14 protein-coding genes are annotated in these 14309 nt (G+C 60.7%); 3 read left to right on the forward strand and 11 right to left on the reverse strand.

Going from position 1 to position 14309, the window contains the following annotated elements; genetic code table 11:
- Positions 1–8: 8 nt before the first annotated feature.
- Positions 9–608, reverse strand: coding sequence for a TetR/AcrR family transcriptional regulator (locus V7D69_RS00445; RefSeq protein ID WP_333604793.1), 600 nt, complete (start codon positions 606–608; stop codon positions 9–11).
- A gap of 90 nt (positions 609–698) precedes the next feature.
- On the opposite strand from V7D69_RS00445, the gene V7D69_RS00450 reads away from it, so the two are divergent.
- Complete coding sequence (locus tag V7D69_RS00450) at positions 699–1169, forward strand: nuclear transport factor 2 family protein (protein ID WP_324063935.1); 471 nt, start codon at positions 699–701, stop codon at positions 1167–1169.
- A gap of 19 nt (positions 1170–1188) precedes the next feature.
- Here V7D69_RS00450 and V7D69_RS00455 read toward each other — a convergent pair whose 3' ends face one another.
- Positions 1189–1935, reverse strand: a complete 747-nt coding sequence (locus V7D69_RS00455; protein WP_333604794.1) for an SDR family NAD(P)-dependent oxidoreductase — start codon at positions 1933–1935, stop codon at positions 1189–1191.
- Between the two features lie 254 nt (positions 1936–2189).
- Between V7D69_RS00455 and V7D69_RS00460 the strand changes: the two genes are divergently transcribed.
- Positions 2190–3362: an alpha-hydroxy acid oxidase gene (locus V7D69_RS00460; RefSeq protein WP_333604795.1), complete on the forward strand. Its 1173-nt coding sequence runs from the start codon at positions 2190–2192 to the stop codon at positions 3360–3362.
- A gap of 23 nt (positions 3363–3385) precedes the next feature.
- Here V7D69_RS00460 and V7D69_RS00465 read toward each other — a convergent pair whose 3' ends face one another.
- The 7 genes from V7D69_RS00465 to V7D69_RS00495 all read right to left on the reverse strand — a co-directional run bounded on the left by V7D69_RS00465 (position 3386) and on the right by V7D69_RS00495 (position 10475).
- Positions 3386–3832, reverse strand: coding sequence for an NfeD family protein (locus tag V7D69_RS00465; protein WP_333604796.1), 447 nt, complete (start codon positions 3830–3832; stop codon positions 3386–3388).
- Entirely contained in the window at positions 3832–4809 is a 978-nt protein-coding gene (locus V7D69_RS00470) for an SPFH domain-containing protein (protein WP_333604797.1), read from the reverse strand. The genes V7D69_RS00465 and V7D69_RS00470 overlap by 1 nt, the downstream gene beginning before the upstream one ends.
- Before the next feature lie 80 nt (positions 4810–4889).
- Positions 4890–5762 (reverse strand): dienelactone hydrolase family protein, encoded by an 873-nt coding sequence (locus V7D69_RS00475; protein WP_333604798.1) that lies wholly within the window; start codon positions 5760–5762, stop codon positions 4890–4892.
- Between the two features lie 76 nt (positions 5763–5838).
- Entirely contained in the window at positions 5839–7032 is a 1194-nt protein-coding gene (locus tag V7D69_RS00480; protein WP_333604799.1) for a GGDEF domain-containing protein, read from the reverse strand.
- A 157-nt stretch (positions 7033–7189) separates the two neighbouring features.
- Positions 7190–8197 (reverse strand): GGDEF domain-containing protein, encoded by a 1008-nt coding sequence (locus V7D69_RS00485; protein WP_333604800.1) that lies wholly within the window; start codon positions 8195–8197, stop codon positions 7190–7192.
- A 387-nt stretch (positions 8198–8584) separates the two neighbouring features.
- Entirely contained in the window at positions 8585–9439 is an 855-nt protein-coding gene (gene purU / locus V7D69_RS00490) for a formyltetrahydrofolate deformylase (protein ID WP_324062011.1), read from the reverse strand.
- Between the two features lie 10 nt (positions 9440–9449).
- Positions 9450–10475 (reverse strand): NAD(P)H-dependent flavin oxidoreductase, encoded by a 1026-nt coding sequence (locus V7D69_RS00495; protein WP_324062013.1) that lies wholly within the window; start codon positions 10473–10475, stop codon positions 9450–9452.
- Positions 10476–10680: 205 nt separating this feature from the next.
- On the opposite strand from V7D69_RS00495, the gene katG reads away from it, so the two are divergent.
- Positions 10681–12870 (forward strand): catalase/peroxidase HPI, encoded by a 2190-nt coding sequence (gene katG / locus V7D69_RS00500; RefSeq protein ID WP_324062014.1) that lies wholly within the window; start codon positions 10681–10683, stop codon positions 12868–12870.
- Positions 12871–12942: 72 nt separating this feature from the next.
- Here katG and V7D69_RS00505 read toward each other — a convergent pair whose 3' ends face one another.
- Together V7D69_RS00505 and V7D69_RS00510 are read right to left on the reverse strand one after the other, a co-directional pair.
- Positions 12943–13317, reverse strand: coding sequence for a PilZ domain-containing protein (locus V7D69_RS00505; RefSeq protein WP_333604801.1), 375 nt, complete (start codon positions 13315–13317; stop codon positions 12943–12945).
- A gap of 122 nt (positions 13318–13439) precedes the next feature.
- Positions 13440–14285: a cupin-like domain-containing protein gene (locus V7D69_RS00510; RefSeq protein WP_324062140.1), complete on the reverse strand. Its 846-nt coding sequence runs from the start codon at positions 14283–14285 to the stop codon at positions 13440–13442.
- Positions 14286–14309 lie beyond the last annotated feature (24 nt).

Genomic DNA, 14309 nt, shown 5'->3' on the forward strand with positions numbered 1-14309 from the left:
CGGGGCGATCAGCGAGCCGGCATGGCTGCCGGCTTCTGTGCGTTTCCGGAATTGGCGATGTCACGCAGCGTCGCGGAAACGGCTTCGCGCAAACCATCGCGGGCCCCCATTTGCGCCCTGACGATCGCGCCCTCGATCACGACCATCGCGCTGACGGCCGCTTTAGCTGGATCGCTCAATTCGAGGCGTCCGGCCACGCCTTCGACGAACTGCTTCAATTCCTGCTTGTGATCGAATGCCGCCGGAAAATCCGCGCCGAATTCCACCCAGCTATTTATGAAAGCGCATCCCCGGAAATCCGGCAGGTCGAACCAATCGAACAGCGCAGTGCCGACAGCGGCGAAGCCTTCTGTCGGCAGTTGGTTTTCCACCGCGGCAGCATACCACGACATCCAGTTGCGGTGCCGCTGGTCGAGAAATGCATTCACCAGATCGCGCTTTGAAGGAAAGTGGTGATAGAAAGAGGCTTTGGCGACTTTGGCCTCACCAATTACGCGGTCAATGCCGGTCGCGCGAATGCCGTCCTGATAAAAGAGGCGGGTGGCGGTTGACAGGACGCGATCGCGAACCCCGTCTACGCCGCTTGCTCGCGGGCTGATTGTCTCCATGCATGATAGTTGACAGACAACTCCGTCTGCGTCAATAAACAGACAGACCTGTCCGTTCAAATACGGAAACATTGAGAGAAAGAAGAGTTCATGAGCGAAAAGCGCCATCCCCTCCCGCCGTTTAGCGAAGAAACCGCCCGTCAAAAGGTCCAGGCGGCCGAAGATGCCTGGAATGGCCGCGATCCGGGCAGAGTGTCGCTGGCCTACAGCCTCGACAGCCAGTGGCGGAACCGCGCAGAGTTTGTGACTGGCCGCGACGAGATCGTCGCTTTTCTCACGCGCAAATGGGAGCGTGAACTGGATTATCGCCTGATAAAGGAGCTTTGGGCCTATTCGGGAAATCGGATCGCGGTCCGTTTCGCTTATGAATGGCGCGACGACGCTGGAAACTGGTTTAGGGCCTACGGGAACGAGAACTGGGAATTTGATGAGGATGGCTTGATGACGCATCGCCATGCCTCGATCAACGATTTGGCTATCGCGCCTGAGGACCGCCTTTTCCATTGGACGGAAGGCCGAAGGCCGAATGACCATCCCTCATTGAGTGATCTGGGCCTTTGAAAAGGCGGCCACGCGGTGTTCAACCCAGCCGGTGAATGGCGCGGCCGCCGTTGATCTGCAACACTTCCCCGGTGATGAAGGCGTTGTCGCTCGCAAGCCAAAGCGCGGCTTCGGCGATGTCTGCGGCGGTTCCTAGGCGGCGAAGCGGCGTTGCCTCGGTAATGCGTCGCCGGGTCGCCTCGTCAGAGAGTGGACCCGCAGCCATCGGAGTATCGTCGGTCGGTCCGGGGGCTATGCTGTTTATCCGAATGCCGCGTGTGCCAAATTCCATGGCCAGCGCGCGAACCAACACGTCCGAAGCCGCCTTCGTAGCCATGTATGCAGCGTGATTGGGAAGCAAGGCATGCGCGGTGACGGACGAGATATGGATGATTGATCCTTTATCAGCAATCTGCCGCAGTACTGCTTGCATGAACTGAAAAGCACCGATGAACTGGACGTCCGTGACCTGCCGCAGTTCCGAAAGGGAAACGTCCAGAAAGGGTTTGACTTGATTGAGGCCCGCTGCGTTGACGGCGATGTCCAGCTTACCGAACTGGTCCACGGTCCGGGAAACAAGTAAATCCAGATCATCCTCGCTGGTGATATCGCAGGTCGTGAATGCACCGCCGATCTTTTCGGCAAAGCGGGCTAGTTCGTCAGCGTTGCGGCCACCAACCATGACAGACGCACCCTCGGCCGCGAAACGCTGGGCGATCGCCTGGCCCATGTTGTTGGGGGCACCGGCGCCCAGAATTATCGCCGTCTTGCCGTTGAGTATGTCCATATACTTGATCTTTCGCTGGCCTTTGGTCGGCTGCGGCCGTGAGGCCCTGTTGTCGCTTAGCCTTCTTGTTTCCATGGAAGAAATGCGAGACGCAAAGTCAAACCAATTTTCGCCGCACGGTTGGAAAGCCTTCTCACAGTGTGCCGGTATTGCGTTTGGATGCCGGCCAGCGAAATGATTGACTGGAGCGCGACCGGCATTTAACCTTCCGAAGAAGATATACAGTTTTCGGGAGAAGACAATGGACCGTTTTCATGTCTAAGGCGCTGCGGGCATGTATTAACGTGGAGGACTTCGCGCGAGTCTCTCGACGGAAACTGCCGCGGCCCATTGTCGATTTTTTTGACGGGGCAGCTGAGGATGAACGCACGATGGCGCGCAATCGCGCTGCGTTTGGTGATTGGGCGCTCCTGCCAAGAGCCATGAACGATGTAAGCCGTGTCAGCGCGCAAGCCACGGTCATGGGTCAGAATCTCGCGTGGCCGTTCGTTGTAGGTCCAACTGGCATGCCGGGACTGCTGCATCCCGATGGGGAGATCGGAATCGCCAGAGCCGCGGAAAAGGTGGGGGCGCTGTACTCGTTGTCCACCATGGCCAGCCGCTCGATCGAGGAGGTCGCCGCGGCTACGAAGGGTCCGAAGGCATTCCAACTTTATCTCTTTCGTGACAGGGGCATCACGCTTGAACTGCTGCAGCGTGCCAAAGCGGCAGGCTATAAGGCTCTGATCCTGACGGTTGACGTGCAAGTTCCGGCCAACCGCGAGCGGGACCGACGCAGCGGAATGTTGATCCCACCGAAATTCGGCTTGAAGACGCTCTTCGACTTTGCGCAGTGCCCGCGCTGGTGCTGGAATGTGCTTGTTCGCCGGCCAGTGGTGCTCGCCAATTTCAAGGGAGACCGGGCCGATCCCGGAGTGCCCTTGCTCACCTTCATCAATCAGCAGTTCGATCCCTCAATCAAGTGGGCCGATCTCGAATGGGTTGCGCAGCAATGGGGCGGACCGGTTGCGGTCAAGGGTATCCTTGCGGAGGATGACGCGGAGATGGCGGTCAACCACGGGGCTGGAACGATCGTTCTTTCCAACCATGGCGGAAGACAGCTCGATGCGGCTGTGGCTCCTCTGGACATGCTGCCGGCTATAGCGGAGCGCTTGGACGGACGCGCCGAAATCATCGTGGACGGCGGCATTCGTCGTGGCACCGATATGCTTAAAGCTCTTGCTTTGGGAGCGAGCGGGTGCATGGCCGGCCGGGTGGGCCTTTACGGTCTAGGCGCCGGTGGAGCAGCGGGCGCGGAAGCGGTCCTTGGCGCATTGCGTGCAGAATTTGAACGCGATCTGGCCTTGCTGGGCGTGACTGAGGTTTCACAGATCGATCGATCGCGGATTCGTTCCATCGGGGTATTCGGACCCGCTCCTCCGACATAGTTCTCAGTAACCGGGCTCGTCCTTCAGGCGATCGGTTCCACCACCAGCACGACGCCGTCATGCCCGGATATGCGCAAGCGAGTGCCCACTGCCGCGTCGGCGCCGCGCGCCAGCCATTCACTGTCGCCCAGTTTGACGCGGCCTTGTCCGCCCTCGATCGCCTGGGTCACCACCACGGTTTCGCCTATCACACGGGCGCCGCGATCATTCATCTTGGGATCGGCGCTGACCACCGGATGCCTATCGATGTAGCGGCGACCGACAAAGACCGCGATGATCGAGAGAACGGCGAAGAGGCCGATCTGGATCGGCACCCCGATCGGCAGCACCCAGGTGATAAGCCCCGTTGCTAGCGCCGCGCCCGCCATCCAGATCAGGAAAACGCCGGGGATCGCCATTTCCGCGACCGCGAGCACCAGCCCCAGCGCCAGCCAAGTGTAATGGAACTCTATGTCGCCCGCCAGGCTCATTACTGCCCTCCGGCGGGCGGCACGGCCGGCCCCGGACGGCGCGGTGGCTCGACCTGCGAAGTCGGGCTGCGCCCAATCGCCTCCTTGGCCAGTTCTCCAATGCCGCCCAGCGTGCCGATAAGCTGCGTGGCTTCAACCGGAAACAGGATGGTTTTGGCATTGGGGGAGGTCGCGAAAGCTTTTACCGCCTTTGTATATTCCTGCGCGACGAAGTAGTTGATGGCCTGGCTGCCGCTTTCGGCGATCGCCTGACTCACCATCTGCGTGGCTTTGGCCTCAGCCTCAGCGGCGCGTTCGCGCGCCTCGGCATCGCGGAAAGCAGCTTCGCGGCGCCCCTCGGCAGCGAGGATCTGCGACTGCTTCTGACCTTCAGCCTTCAGAATCTCCGAAGCGCGCTTGCCTTCCGCCTCCAGAATTTCGGCACGCTTCTCGCGCTCCGCCTTCATCTGGCGGGCCATCGCGTTCGAGATGTCCGCTGGGGGCCGAATATCCTTGATCTCCACACGGGTGATCTTCACGCCCCAAGGCGCTGTCGCATGATCGACGACGACCAGCAGCTTGGCGTTGATCTCATCCCGCTTCGACAGGGTTTCGTCCAAGTCCATCGAGCCCATCACCGTACGCAGGTTTGTGGTGGTGAGCGCCATGATCGCGATATGCAATCCATGCACCTCGTAAGCCGCCTTGCCCGCGTCGAGCACTTGGAAGAACACCACGGCATCGACGCCAACCATGGCGTTGTCCTTCGTGATGATCTCCTGGCCGGGAATGTCGAGGACCTGCTCCATCATGTTGATCTTCTGGCCCACCCGGTCAACGAACGGGATGATGAGATGCAGCCCCGGCTCGGCGGCAAGCGTGAACTTTCCCAGCCGCTCTATCGTGTAAACGTAGCCCTGCCGGACCACGCGCACGCCCATCATAAGGAACACCGCCACAACGACGATCAACATCATCAGGAAACTACTGATACCCATGGCGAACCGAACCCTCCCGCTGTTGCCGGCAAGATTCTAGCGGTAAGGAAGCGGGCGGCAAGCGAAACCGCCGGTTCCCCTCAAAGGTCCGTGAACAAGGCAAGCATGCGTTTCCAGGCTTTGTCCGCGGCGTCGGGATCGTAAGTAGGTGAATCCGGCACGCACCAACCGTGATCTGCGGAATAGACCTCGATCTCCGCGGGGCGATGAGCAGCGTCGGCCGCCTTGCGCAACTCGCTCTTCTGTTCGGGTTGGCTGGCATCGTCATTGCGGGCGATGGCGAAAAGAAAGCGGGCCTGCGTCTTGCCAAGCAGCCGATATGGACTGTCAGGCGCATCAGTGACCAGTCCGGCGCCGTGGAGCGACGCCGCAGCCTTGATCCGCACTGGCACGGCCGCGGCGGAGCGCACGGTGAAGGGGCCGCCCATGCAATAACCGTTGCTGCCGATTCCGCGCTTCTTGTCCACTTCTTGCTGCGTGTCGAGAAACGCCGCGAACGCCGCCGCATCGCGGCCGATCGCAGCGGGATCGAGGAGCGCGCGCATCGGCTGAACTTTGGCTTGGCCTTCCGGCGTGCGGTATTCCGAAAAGCTCTGCATGATCGGCGCGGGAGCGGAACGATAGTACTGATTGACCAGGAGCACCGCATAGCCCTCTGCGGCAAGGCCGCGCGCCATGACTTTGAACGCCTCGCGCAGCCCGGCGATATCAGGCCACATGATGATTCCGGGGTGGCTTCCTTTGGCGGGATGGACGAAGAACGCGTCGCACACGCCGTCCGCAGTGGTGATCGAGATCATTTTCTCATCCACTTCGCCTCCACCCGCCTTTACGGGACCGGAGCAGCTGACCAATGCGATTCCGGCAGCGCTCATTGCGGCGAACTGACGGCGATTAAGGCCGCGTCGCGCAAGATTGGCGTCTTCGGCGCGGGCTGTAAATTCGTCGCACATGCTGGTTTCTCCGGTCTTGCCCTTCCGCCCTTGCAGGCTAACCCGAAGTGGATGGGCCTGTCACGGCTGATCGGCGTTACGCGGGAACGAGGGCCTCGTGCGGAGGAGCCAGCTCCACGCGATTGCGTCCCAGATTTTTGGCGCAATAGAGCGCGCCGTCAGCATCCTGCACCAGGGTTTCCCAATTGCGGTTGTCGCTGATGAACTGGCTCATCCCAATGCTGACGGTGCATCGCAGCATGTCTCCCCCAGGCAGAGGAAATTCGCTTTTCTCCACGGCCAGCCGCAAACGATCAGCGAGATTCATCGCATCTTCCGTCGCGATGTCCGGCAAAAGCACCATGAATTCCTCACCTCCAACCCGCGCGATCGTGTCGTCCGGACGCAATTGCGAGGAAAGCGCGGAGGCGACACCGACGAGGACCTGGTCGCCCATGGCATGACCGAAACGGTCGTTTACGGACTTGAAGTAATCGACATCGATCATGAGCAGGCACACCGCCTTGCCACTGCGCGCTGCGTTAGCAAGCGCGCGCGGCGCTTGGTCCCAAATCGCGCGCCGGTTAGCCACGCCCGTCAAAGCATCCTCTCGCGCTTGCCGCATCAGTTCGAAGTCGAGCCGGCGCGTCAACATCCAAAGATAGCTTGGGGTTACCACGAAGGTCAGCAGGATGCGGGCGATGAGTGCCGCCGGGGTAGTGGGATCCCAATCCACTTCGTTGTAACCGCCGAAAAGCCACCAGCAGGCGCGGGCCGCCAGCATTGCGACCCACAGGAAATGAAAGGCCGCCGACAGCATCGCCGCATGTCGCAGGTTCGCATCGGCATGGCGCAGCAACATCCATCCGGCGCCGAAAGTGACGATTCCCCTGGCGGTCACGCCCAGCACAACCATTTCGCCCATGTTCACGCCGTCCCGCACAAAAAGGACGGTTTCCATAAGCATCAGCGCCAACGACGGCGCGATCAGTCCGAGATCGCGCAGCGGCCTCGATAGAAACCGCAAGACCGCTAGATACGCCACGATCGCGCCGAGATCGATCATCAGATTGGCGCTGAGCGCATCGAGATAAGGTTTCCCGACCCCATAGGTGAGTAATAGGGCGAACCCGATGGCGAAGCACAAGTTGCTGAGCGCCCAGCTCCTCAATCCCGCCGCTTGGCGATTGCCCAGGTGGACAACGAACATGACCATCGCCGAAACAGCGCTGAGCATAGCGTTGACGACGATCAGCGTATTTGCGTCAATGATATCCGCGAACGCGAGCACTGCATGAACACCCAGATGGCACAGCCATCATGATTCCCCGCAGCTGCGGTAAGAGAAAGGCGTTAACGACCTGACAAGCCGAGCCTAGTCAAGTTCGCGCTTTGACTTGAAAACGCCCTGCGCGGGATTGGGAATGCCGGAATGTGCATTTCCAAACCTAAGCCGCGATAACGCAATTGCGCCCTTGTTCCTTCGCCGCGTAAAGCGCGACGTCGGCCGCCTTGAGCGCATCGCGTGTGGAAGGGTAGGCGAAGACATCTGCAACCCCGCCTGAAAAGGTGATCCTGCCGATTGGTTCGTCCGTCCGGCGATTGATGAAGTTGCGCTGCGCGAAGGCTTCGCGCACTTCATCAAGCCGCCGTTTCGCCTCCGTCTTTCCCGCGCCGCGGAACAGCATGACGAACTCCTCGCCGCCGTGGCGGGCGACGTGGCAATTGTCGTCGCTGATCTGGGCAAGCGCGGAGGCGATGGCCTGGATCACCCGATCGCCGGTGTCATGGCCATGCAAGTCGTTGACCAGCTTGAAATTATCGATGTCGCAGAAGGCCACGCTCAGCGCGTCCAGCTCCTTTTGCGCTTCACGGTAATGCCGTTCGAGCAGCCCCTCGAACGCGCGTCGGTTCGGCAGACCGGTAAGGTGATCGTGATCGGCGTCGCGCCGCGCCTTTGCAAGGCTGTTACGCAGCGTCTGAGCTTCGCGCTCACTACGCTTCATTTCATGTTCGAGGTGCTGTGTCCGCTCGAGCATGGCGATAGCAAGCGTCGTCAGGTTGCGGATTTCTTCCCGCTCTTGCGCTTCGCCTACCCTTTCGACGTGAACCTGCATTTCGCTGTTGTATTGAGCGGCGGTGTTGCTGGCGTTGCGCGTTGTGGCGGCAAAGCTTTCGAGGGACCGGTCCAGCCTGTCGGCGATGCGGCCCACGGCGTCTTCGCCCCCTTGCCAGTGCTCGTCAAGCCAAGCCTGCGTGATGGGCAGCCCGGAAGCCTGGCGTTCGGTGACCTGCTTGGCCAATGCAAGATTATTGCCGGAACAAACCCCGAAAGCAATCGTGAGGTTAGCTTCGGAGATTTCCAGATCATTATCGATCAGGAAGGCTCCGATGTCCTCGATCAGCTGCCGGTGGGCCAGTTCGCGCGCGCTTGCCGCCGCTGGACCGACTTTCACTTCCGTTTCGGTGGCAGCCCCCTCGAGCTGAGCCGATTTGCTGCTTGAAAAGAAGCTCCTGAGCACCAACGAACTGGCTCCCCCAAATTTCAGTTCGGCGTGACCGCAAATCCGTTAGGACGAAAGATTCGCGATAAGGCCCTGCGACAACTCGCAAAATCGCCGATCACCCCCTGATCGACCAAAATCCCTTAGGCGAAAAATCTGTTTTACGCGAGGCTCAGTCTATGAGGAAACTGAACTGCAAGTTCACGGCCTAGCTTTCGTGAGCAAAATTCCGGGAAAATTAAAAATTGGCAAGGCATCGACTTGCTAATCAGGATCGACCGCCATCAGTTGTTCGTGCAGTTGTCTCAAATTCGAAACATTCGTACGCGGCGGACACTTTCAGCTGCGGAATACGACGGTGCGGCTGCCGTTTAGCAGTACGCGATCCTCAAGATGCAATCGCACGGCTTCGGACAGGACGCGCCGCTCGATATCCCGGCCCTTGCGCACCAGGTCTGCCGGACTGTCCGCATGAGTGATCGCTTCCACGTCTTGGTGAATGATCGGGCCTTCATCCAGTTCGGTCGTCACGTAATGCGCTGTCGCCCCGATCATCTTCACGCCGCGCGCATGAGCCTGGTGATAGGGCTTCGCACCTTTGAAGCCCGGCAGGAACGAGTGATGGATGTTGATGCACCGGCCTGAAAGATAAGCGGCCATCTCGTCTGAGAGGATCTGCATATAGCGCGCCAGAACGACCAACTCCGCGCGCGTTTCCTCGACTAGCGCCCGCACTTTCGCCTCCTGCTGCGTCTTGGCGTCCTTTGGGATTGGCAGGTGATGGAAAGGGATGTCGCCAATCATCGAGAGGTTTAGCGCTTCGCGCGGATGATTGCTGACGATCCCGACAACATCCATTGCGATCTCGCCGATGCGCTTACGGTAAAGCAGGTCAACCAGGCAATGGTCGAATTTGCTGACCAGCAGCAGCACCCGACGCGGACGGTCTCGGCGGCGCATGGACCAGGCCATGCCGTACTCATGCGCGATCGGGCCGAAGCCTTCGCGGATATCCTCACGATCGGCTGCGCCCGGATCGAAGGCCACGCGCATGAAGAACTTGTCTTCGGCCAGGTCGTTAAACTGTTGCGCTTCGATGATGTTGCCGCCCATTTGCGCGAGATAGCCGGTGACGCGAGCGACGATGCCGGGTCGATCAGCGCAGGAAAGAGCTAGGATCATCGGTTCGGACATGGCAAGTTCCTTAGCCCGCCAGACCGCCGCGATTGGTCAGAGCCGCTTCGCTTTCTGTCATAAGCGCCACGATGATCTCCGCCACGGGTTCCTCCTTGGTCACCATGCCGACCGACTGGCCGGCCATGATCGAACCGTGTTCAACATCGCCGTCGATCACTGCGCGGCGCAAGGCACCGGCCCAGAAATGCTCGATCTCAAGCTGCGCGGCGGCCATGTCCACCACGCCTTCGTCAAGCAAGCGCGCCACCTCGATCTGCTTTGCGGTGAACTCTTCGGTTCCCCGGTTCCGCAGCGCCCGCACCGGGATCACCGGCAGCCGCGGATCGACCTGCACCGAGGCCACCGCGTCGCGGGCCGAGGCGCGGAAAAAGGCTTTCTTGAAGTCCGGGTGAGCAATGGATTCGGTGGCGCAAGCAAAGCGCGTGCCAAGCTGGACGCCCGCTGCGCCCATTTCCAGGTATCCCGCGATCAGCTCGCCTCGTCCGATACCACCGGCGACGAACACGAGGTGATCGGCGGCAAGCGCTGGCAGGATTTCCTGCGCCAGAACCGAAGTCGAGACCGGGCCGATATGTCCGCCCGCCTCCATGCCCTCAATCACCAGTGCATCAGCGCCCGCGCGTTGCAGCTTCTTGCCCAGCGCCAGGGTGGGAGCGAAGCACAGGACCTTGGCGCCGTGGGCCTTGATCGCCTCGACACTGCCCTTGGGCGGAATGCCACCGGCCAGCACGACATGGCTTACTCCATGCTTTGCGCAGACCTCGATCAGATCGAAGATCTGCGGGTGCATGGTGATGAGATTCACGCCGAACGGCTTTGCCGTCAAACCTTTCGTTGCCGTTATTTCGGCATCGAGCAGATCGGGTGTCATTGCCCCGCAGGCGATCACGCCGAAGCCACCGGCATTACTGATCGCGGAAACAAGATTGCGTTCCGATACCCAAGACATCGCCCCGCACAGGATCGCATGCTCACTGCCCAGAAATTCGCGTCCCCGCGCCATCAGCGCCGAGGTCTTGGTGAAGGCGGCCATCTATGCTCCCGTAGCCCGCGTTGGAACAAGGCACGCCCATAAGCGGAGGCGATGAACCGCACAAGCCGTGCTCAACGATATAAATCGATGTTTCCGATTATAATCACAATATCGTCCGCTTTTGGCGATTGCGTATTCGGGCGTAATCAAAACTCAACAGATCGGCGGAATAGGCCCGCTGGAAAGCGATTACAGGAGTGCAATCATGAATGCCGAAACCAAATGCCCCATGGGTCACGGCGCCAGCCGGACAGCGATCGTTCGCCACTTGTCGAACCAGATGTGGTGGCCCAATCGGCTCGATCTCTCCGTTCTCAAACTCAACCCGCCCAGCATCAATCCGATGGGCGAGCAGTTCGATTATGCCGAAGCGTTCAAGGCGTTGGACCTTGATGCGGTAAAGGCGGATATCTTTGCCCTGATGACGGAGTCGCAGGAATGGTGGCCGGCCGATTTCGGCCATTACGGCCCGCTATTCGTGCGGATGGCGTGGCACAGCGCCGGCACTTATCGGATCAGCGATGGAAGGGGCGGGGCCGGTGACGGTGCTCAGCGGTTTGCGCCGCTTAATTCCTGGCCGGACAACACCAACCTCGATAAGGCACGGCTGCTGCTCTGGCCGATCAAGGAGAAGTATGGTCGTGCGATCTCCTGGGCTGATCTGTTGATCCTGGCGGGCAACTGCGCGCTTGAATCGATGGGGCTGCAGACAGTCGGTTTCGGCGGCGGCCGAGTTGACGTGTGGGAACCTCAAGATGACATCTACTGGGGACCGGAAGGCGCCTGGTTGGCGGACGAAAGGTACACCGGCGACCGTGAACTGGAAGACCAACTTGCCGCCGTGCAGATGGGTCTAATCTACGTCAATCCCGAAGGGCCGAACGGCAATCCCGATCCCCTGGCCGCGGCACGCGATATACGCGACACTTTCGCGCGCATGTCGATGGACGATTATGAGACTGTCGCGCTGATCGCCGGCGGTCACACTTTCGGCAAGACACATGGCGCGGGCGATGCCGCGCATGTCGGCGCCGCGCCGGAGGGTGCGGCGATCGAGGCGCAAGGTCTCGGCTGGCTCAGCACTCACGGAACGGGGGCCGGCGCTGACGCCATCACCAGCGGCCTGGAAGTGACCTGGACACAGACGCCGACGCAGTGGAGCAACTACTTCTTCGAGAACCTGTTCAACTACGAATGGGAACTCACGAAGAGCCCGGCAGGCGCACATCAGTGGGTCGCGAAGAACGCCGAGGAAGTCATACCGGATGCCTATGATTCCGCACGGAAACGTCGCCCGACAATGCTGACCACTGACCTCTCGCTGCGTGTAGACCCCGCGTACGAGAAGATATCACGCCGGTTTCTTGAAAACCCGGACGAGTTCGCGGCGGCCTTCGCCGAAGCGTGGTTCAAGCTGACTCATCGGGACATGGGGCCGCATGCGCGCTATCTCGGCAAGGAAGTGCCAGAGCGGCCCCGCGTTTGGCAGGACCCTGTGCCGACGGTCGATCACCTGCTGATCGATGAGACGGACATAACCGCACTCAAGGCGAAGATCCTGAGCTCGGGGCTCTCGGTTTCGCGGCTCGTCGCCACTGCCTGGGCCTCGGCTTCGACTTACCGGGGATCGGACATGCGGGGCGGCGCCAACGGCGCGCGCATCCGGCTGGCGCCACAAAAGGACTGGGCGGTGAACGAGCCCGCTGAACTGGCCGGGGCGCTGGCGGTCCTGGAAGGGATCCAGAGCGCGTTCAACGCGACGCAGAGTGGTGGCAAGAAGGTCAGCTTGGCCGATCTTATCGTGCTGGGCGGGGCTGCAGCGATCGAAAGGGCGGCCGGGGATGGCGGGCACGAGGTGACTGTCCCTTTCACCCCTGGGCGCACGGACGCGAGCGAGGAGCAGACGGATGTGGCTTCCTTCGCAGCGCTTGAACCCAAGGTTGACGCCTTTCGCAACTACGCGCGCGTCGGCCTGAACCGCTCACCGGAGGAGTTGATGGTTGACCGAGCGCAGTTGCTGGGATTGAACGCGCCCGAGATGGCAGTGTTGATCGGCGGGCTTCGGGTGCTCGGCGCCAATCATGGTGGCTCGGACCTGGGCGCATTCACCAGCCGTGTCGGCGTGCTGTCCAACGACTTCTTCGTCAATCTGCTCAAGGCGAGCTTGGCGATGACGTGGGAACAGGGCGAAGGCGGCATTTTCATCGCTACTGACCGCAAGACCGGCGAAGCCAAGCTGCGGGCCACTCGGGTGGACCTGATCTTCGGTTCGAACTCGCAATTGCGCGCACTGGCGGAGGCTTATGCCGCCGACGATGCCGAAGGCGCTTTTGTCGCGGCCTTCGTCTCCGCGTGGGTCAAGGTCATGGATGCGGATCGTTTCGACCTGGGTTGATTGGATCGGTCTGATTGCCGCCCCTCCCGGCGTTCTCCCTCCGCCGGGAGGGGCGGCTGCCTCACCGCAAGGTCAGAGGCGTATCTTGCCCTCGGCCCATTGCCGTGCGTTTTGCCGCGCAAGCTCTTTGTCCTGTGGCAAGCGGGTGGCATCGTCGAGATCGCGGGTGTCGAGCAGCATCTGCGGCGTGACGGCATCGAAAAAGGAAATGCCGCAGCGACCGCCGGCGCACCAGACCACTTCACCAAAGGCTTCGAAATTTCCCCATTCGAGAACGGCCTCGCTGCCCAGTTTCAATTGGGTTGAGGTCGCCACTCTGGCGCCGTGAAGCGAGAGGTCCTCAAGAACCACGGGCTGCGTATCCGTGCGGGTTACCAACCGCGCGGGCAACCGCACACGCAACCGGCTGCGCCGCCGGCGCCCTGTTTCTGAGGACTCGGAACTCATGGCATTGCAAACCCGCTTTTTTATTGGCGCAGTGAATGCCTCTTGATGCCTGAAGTCAAGTTAGGCGGCATCTATCGGAATCACCGTATCCCGCCGCCTTTCGTTCCGTAGATCCACAATGGTCACGGGCTTATTCTGCTCATCGCTCGCCAGGCCAGCGCCTTTGCACGGTTACGCGCCGGAAACGGGCGCGGGCTGCGCGGCTTCAGGCCAAGCTTGCGCAACGTCCGGTTGAACGCCCGCGCGTCGGCTTCCGCATAACTCCATTCAGAGCGCCAAGTAATGGACAGCGAGATCGAGGGTTCCGGTCCCACCTGCACCCAATGCGGAGCTTTTACCGGGACATGGATAGCTTCACCTGGGCCGACGGTGATTGCGGTTCCCCGTTCCGCGAAGTGTTCCTGCCATGGCAGGTTGCGGTGATGTTCCCCTAAATGGAAAGCTTCCTGCACGATCGGCGGATTGATCGCTTCGTCCTCGGCAGGGAACAGGGTCATCGTCTTCGAGCCGGAGAGCTGCAGAAGGATGTTGTGCTCAGGATCAAAATGGAACGGCGTAACCGCGTTGGGCGAGGAGATGAAGATGAAGCCCTCTCGCTGCATCATCGCGCCCGTGCGCGGGCCGACGATGTGGACAAGCTCGCCCAGGATTCGCTCCAATAGGACAGCGTAGGCATCTATCTGCTCGATATGCTTGAGAACCACCCAGGACTCGCTTTCACGGATGTTGCGAATCGTCTCTACGACACCGAGCTCGCTGGCGGGCACGTATTCGGGGGCAATCCCGATCGGAAGGGCGCCAGGGTTGTATTCGATGCTTTCCGCTGGAAGCGCGGCGGCAAGATTGGCAAGCGCATCGAGCGTCAACAACGGCTCATCCAGGAGGTCATGCGTCAGCTTGCGGGATTGCCGTGGGTAGGCATCCGCAAAAGCGACCTTTGTTGAATGCCCAAATACGCGGGTGTCCATGACACTCTCCCTTTTGGCTCCGCA

Origin of the sequence: Novosphingobium sp. (assembly GCF_036733805.1) — a bacterium.
Lineage (GTDB): Bacteria > Pseudomonadota > Alphaproteobacteria > Sphingomonadales > Sphingomonadaceae > Novosphingobium.

What these genes read in the sequence shown, in the direction of transcription:
- V7D69_RS00510 (WP_324062140.1), bottom strand. Translation starts at nt 14,285, where the DNA reads ATGGACACCCGCGTATTTGGGCATTCAACAAAGGTCGCTTTTGCGGAT.
- V7D69_RS00495 (WP_324062013.1), bottom strand. Translation starts at nt 10,475, where the DNA reads ATGGCCGCCTTCACCAAGACCTCGGCGCTGATGGCGCGGGGACGCGAA.
- V7D69_RS00455 (WP_333604794.1), bottom strand. Translation starts at nt 1,935, where the DNA reads ATGGACATACTCAACGGCAAGACGGCGATAATTCTGGGCGCCGGTGCC.
- V7D69_RS00460 (WP_333604795.1), top strand. Translation starts at nt 2,190, where the DNA reads ATGTCTAAGGCGCTGCGGGCATGTATTAACGTGGAGGACTTCGCGCGA.
- V7D69_RS00505 (WP_333604801.1), bottom strand. Translation starts at nt 13,317, where the DNA reads ATGAGTTCCGAGTCCTCAGAAACAGGGCGCCGGCGGCGCAGCCGGTTG.
- V7D69_RS00470 (WP_333604797.1), bottom strand. Translation starts at nt 4,809, where the DNA reads ATGGGTATCAGTAGTTTCCTGATGATGTTGATCGTCGTTGTGGCGGTG.
- purU (WP_324062011.1), bottom strand. Translation starts at nt 9,439, where the DNA reads ATGTCCGAACCGATGATCCTAGCTCTTTCCTGCGCTGATCGACCCGGC.
- V7D69_RS00465 (WP_333604796.1), bottom strand. Translation starts at nt 3,832, where the DNA reads ATGAGCCTGGCGGGCGACATAGAGTTCCATTACACTTGGCTGGCGCTG.
- V7D69_RS00450 (WP_324063935.1), top strand. Translation starts at nt 699, where the DNA reads ATGAGCGAAAAGCGCCATCCCCTCCCGCCGTTTAGCGAAGAAACCGCC.
- V7D69_RS00445 (WP_333604793.1), bottom strand. Translation starts at nt 608, where the DNA reads ATGGAGACAATCAGCCCGCGAGCAAGCGGCGTAGACGGGGTTCGCGAT.
- V7D69_RS00475 (WP_333604798.1), bottom strand. Translation starts at nt 5,762, where the DNA reads ATGTGCGACGAATTTACAGCCCGCGCCGAAGACGCCAATCTTGCGCGA.
- katG (WP_324062014.1), top strand. Translation starts at nt 10,681, where the DNA reads ATGAATGCCGAAACCAAATGCCCCATGGGTCACGGCGCCAGCCGGACA.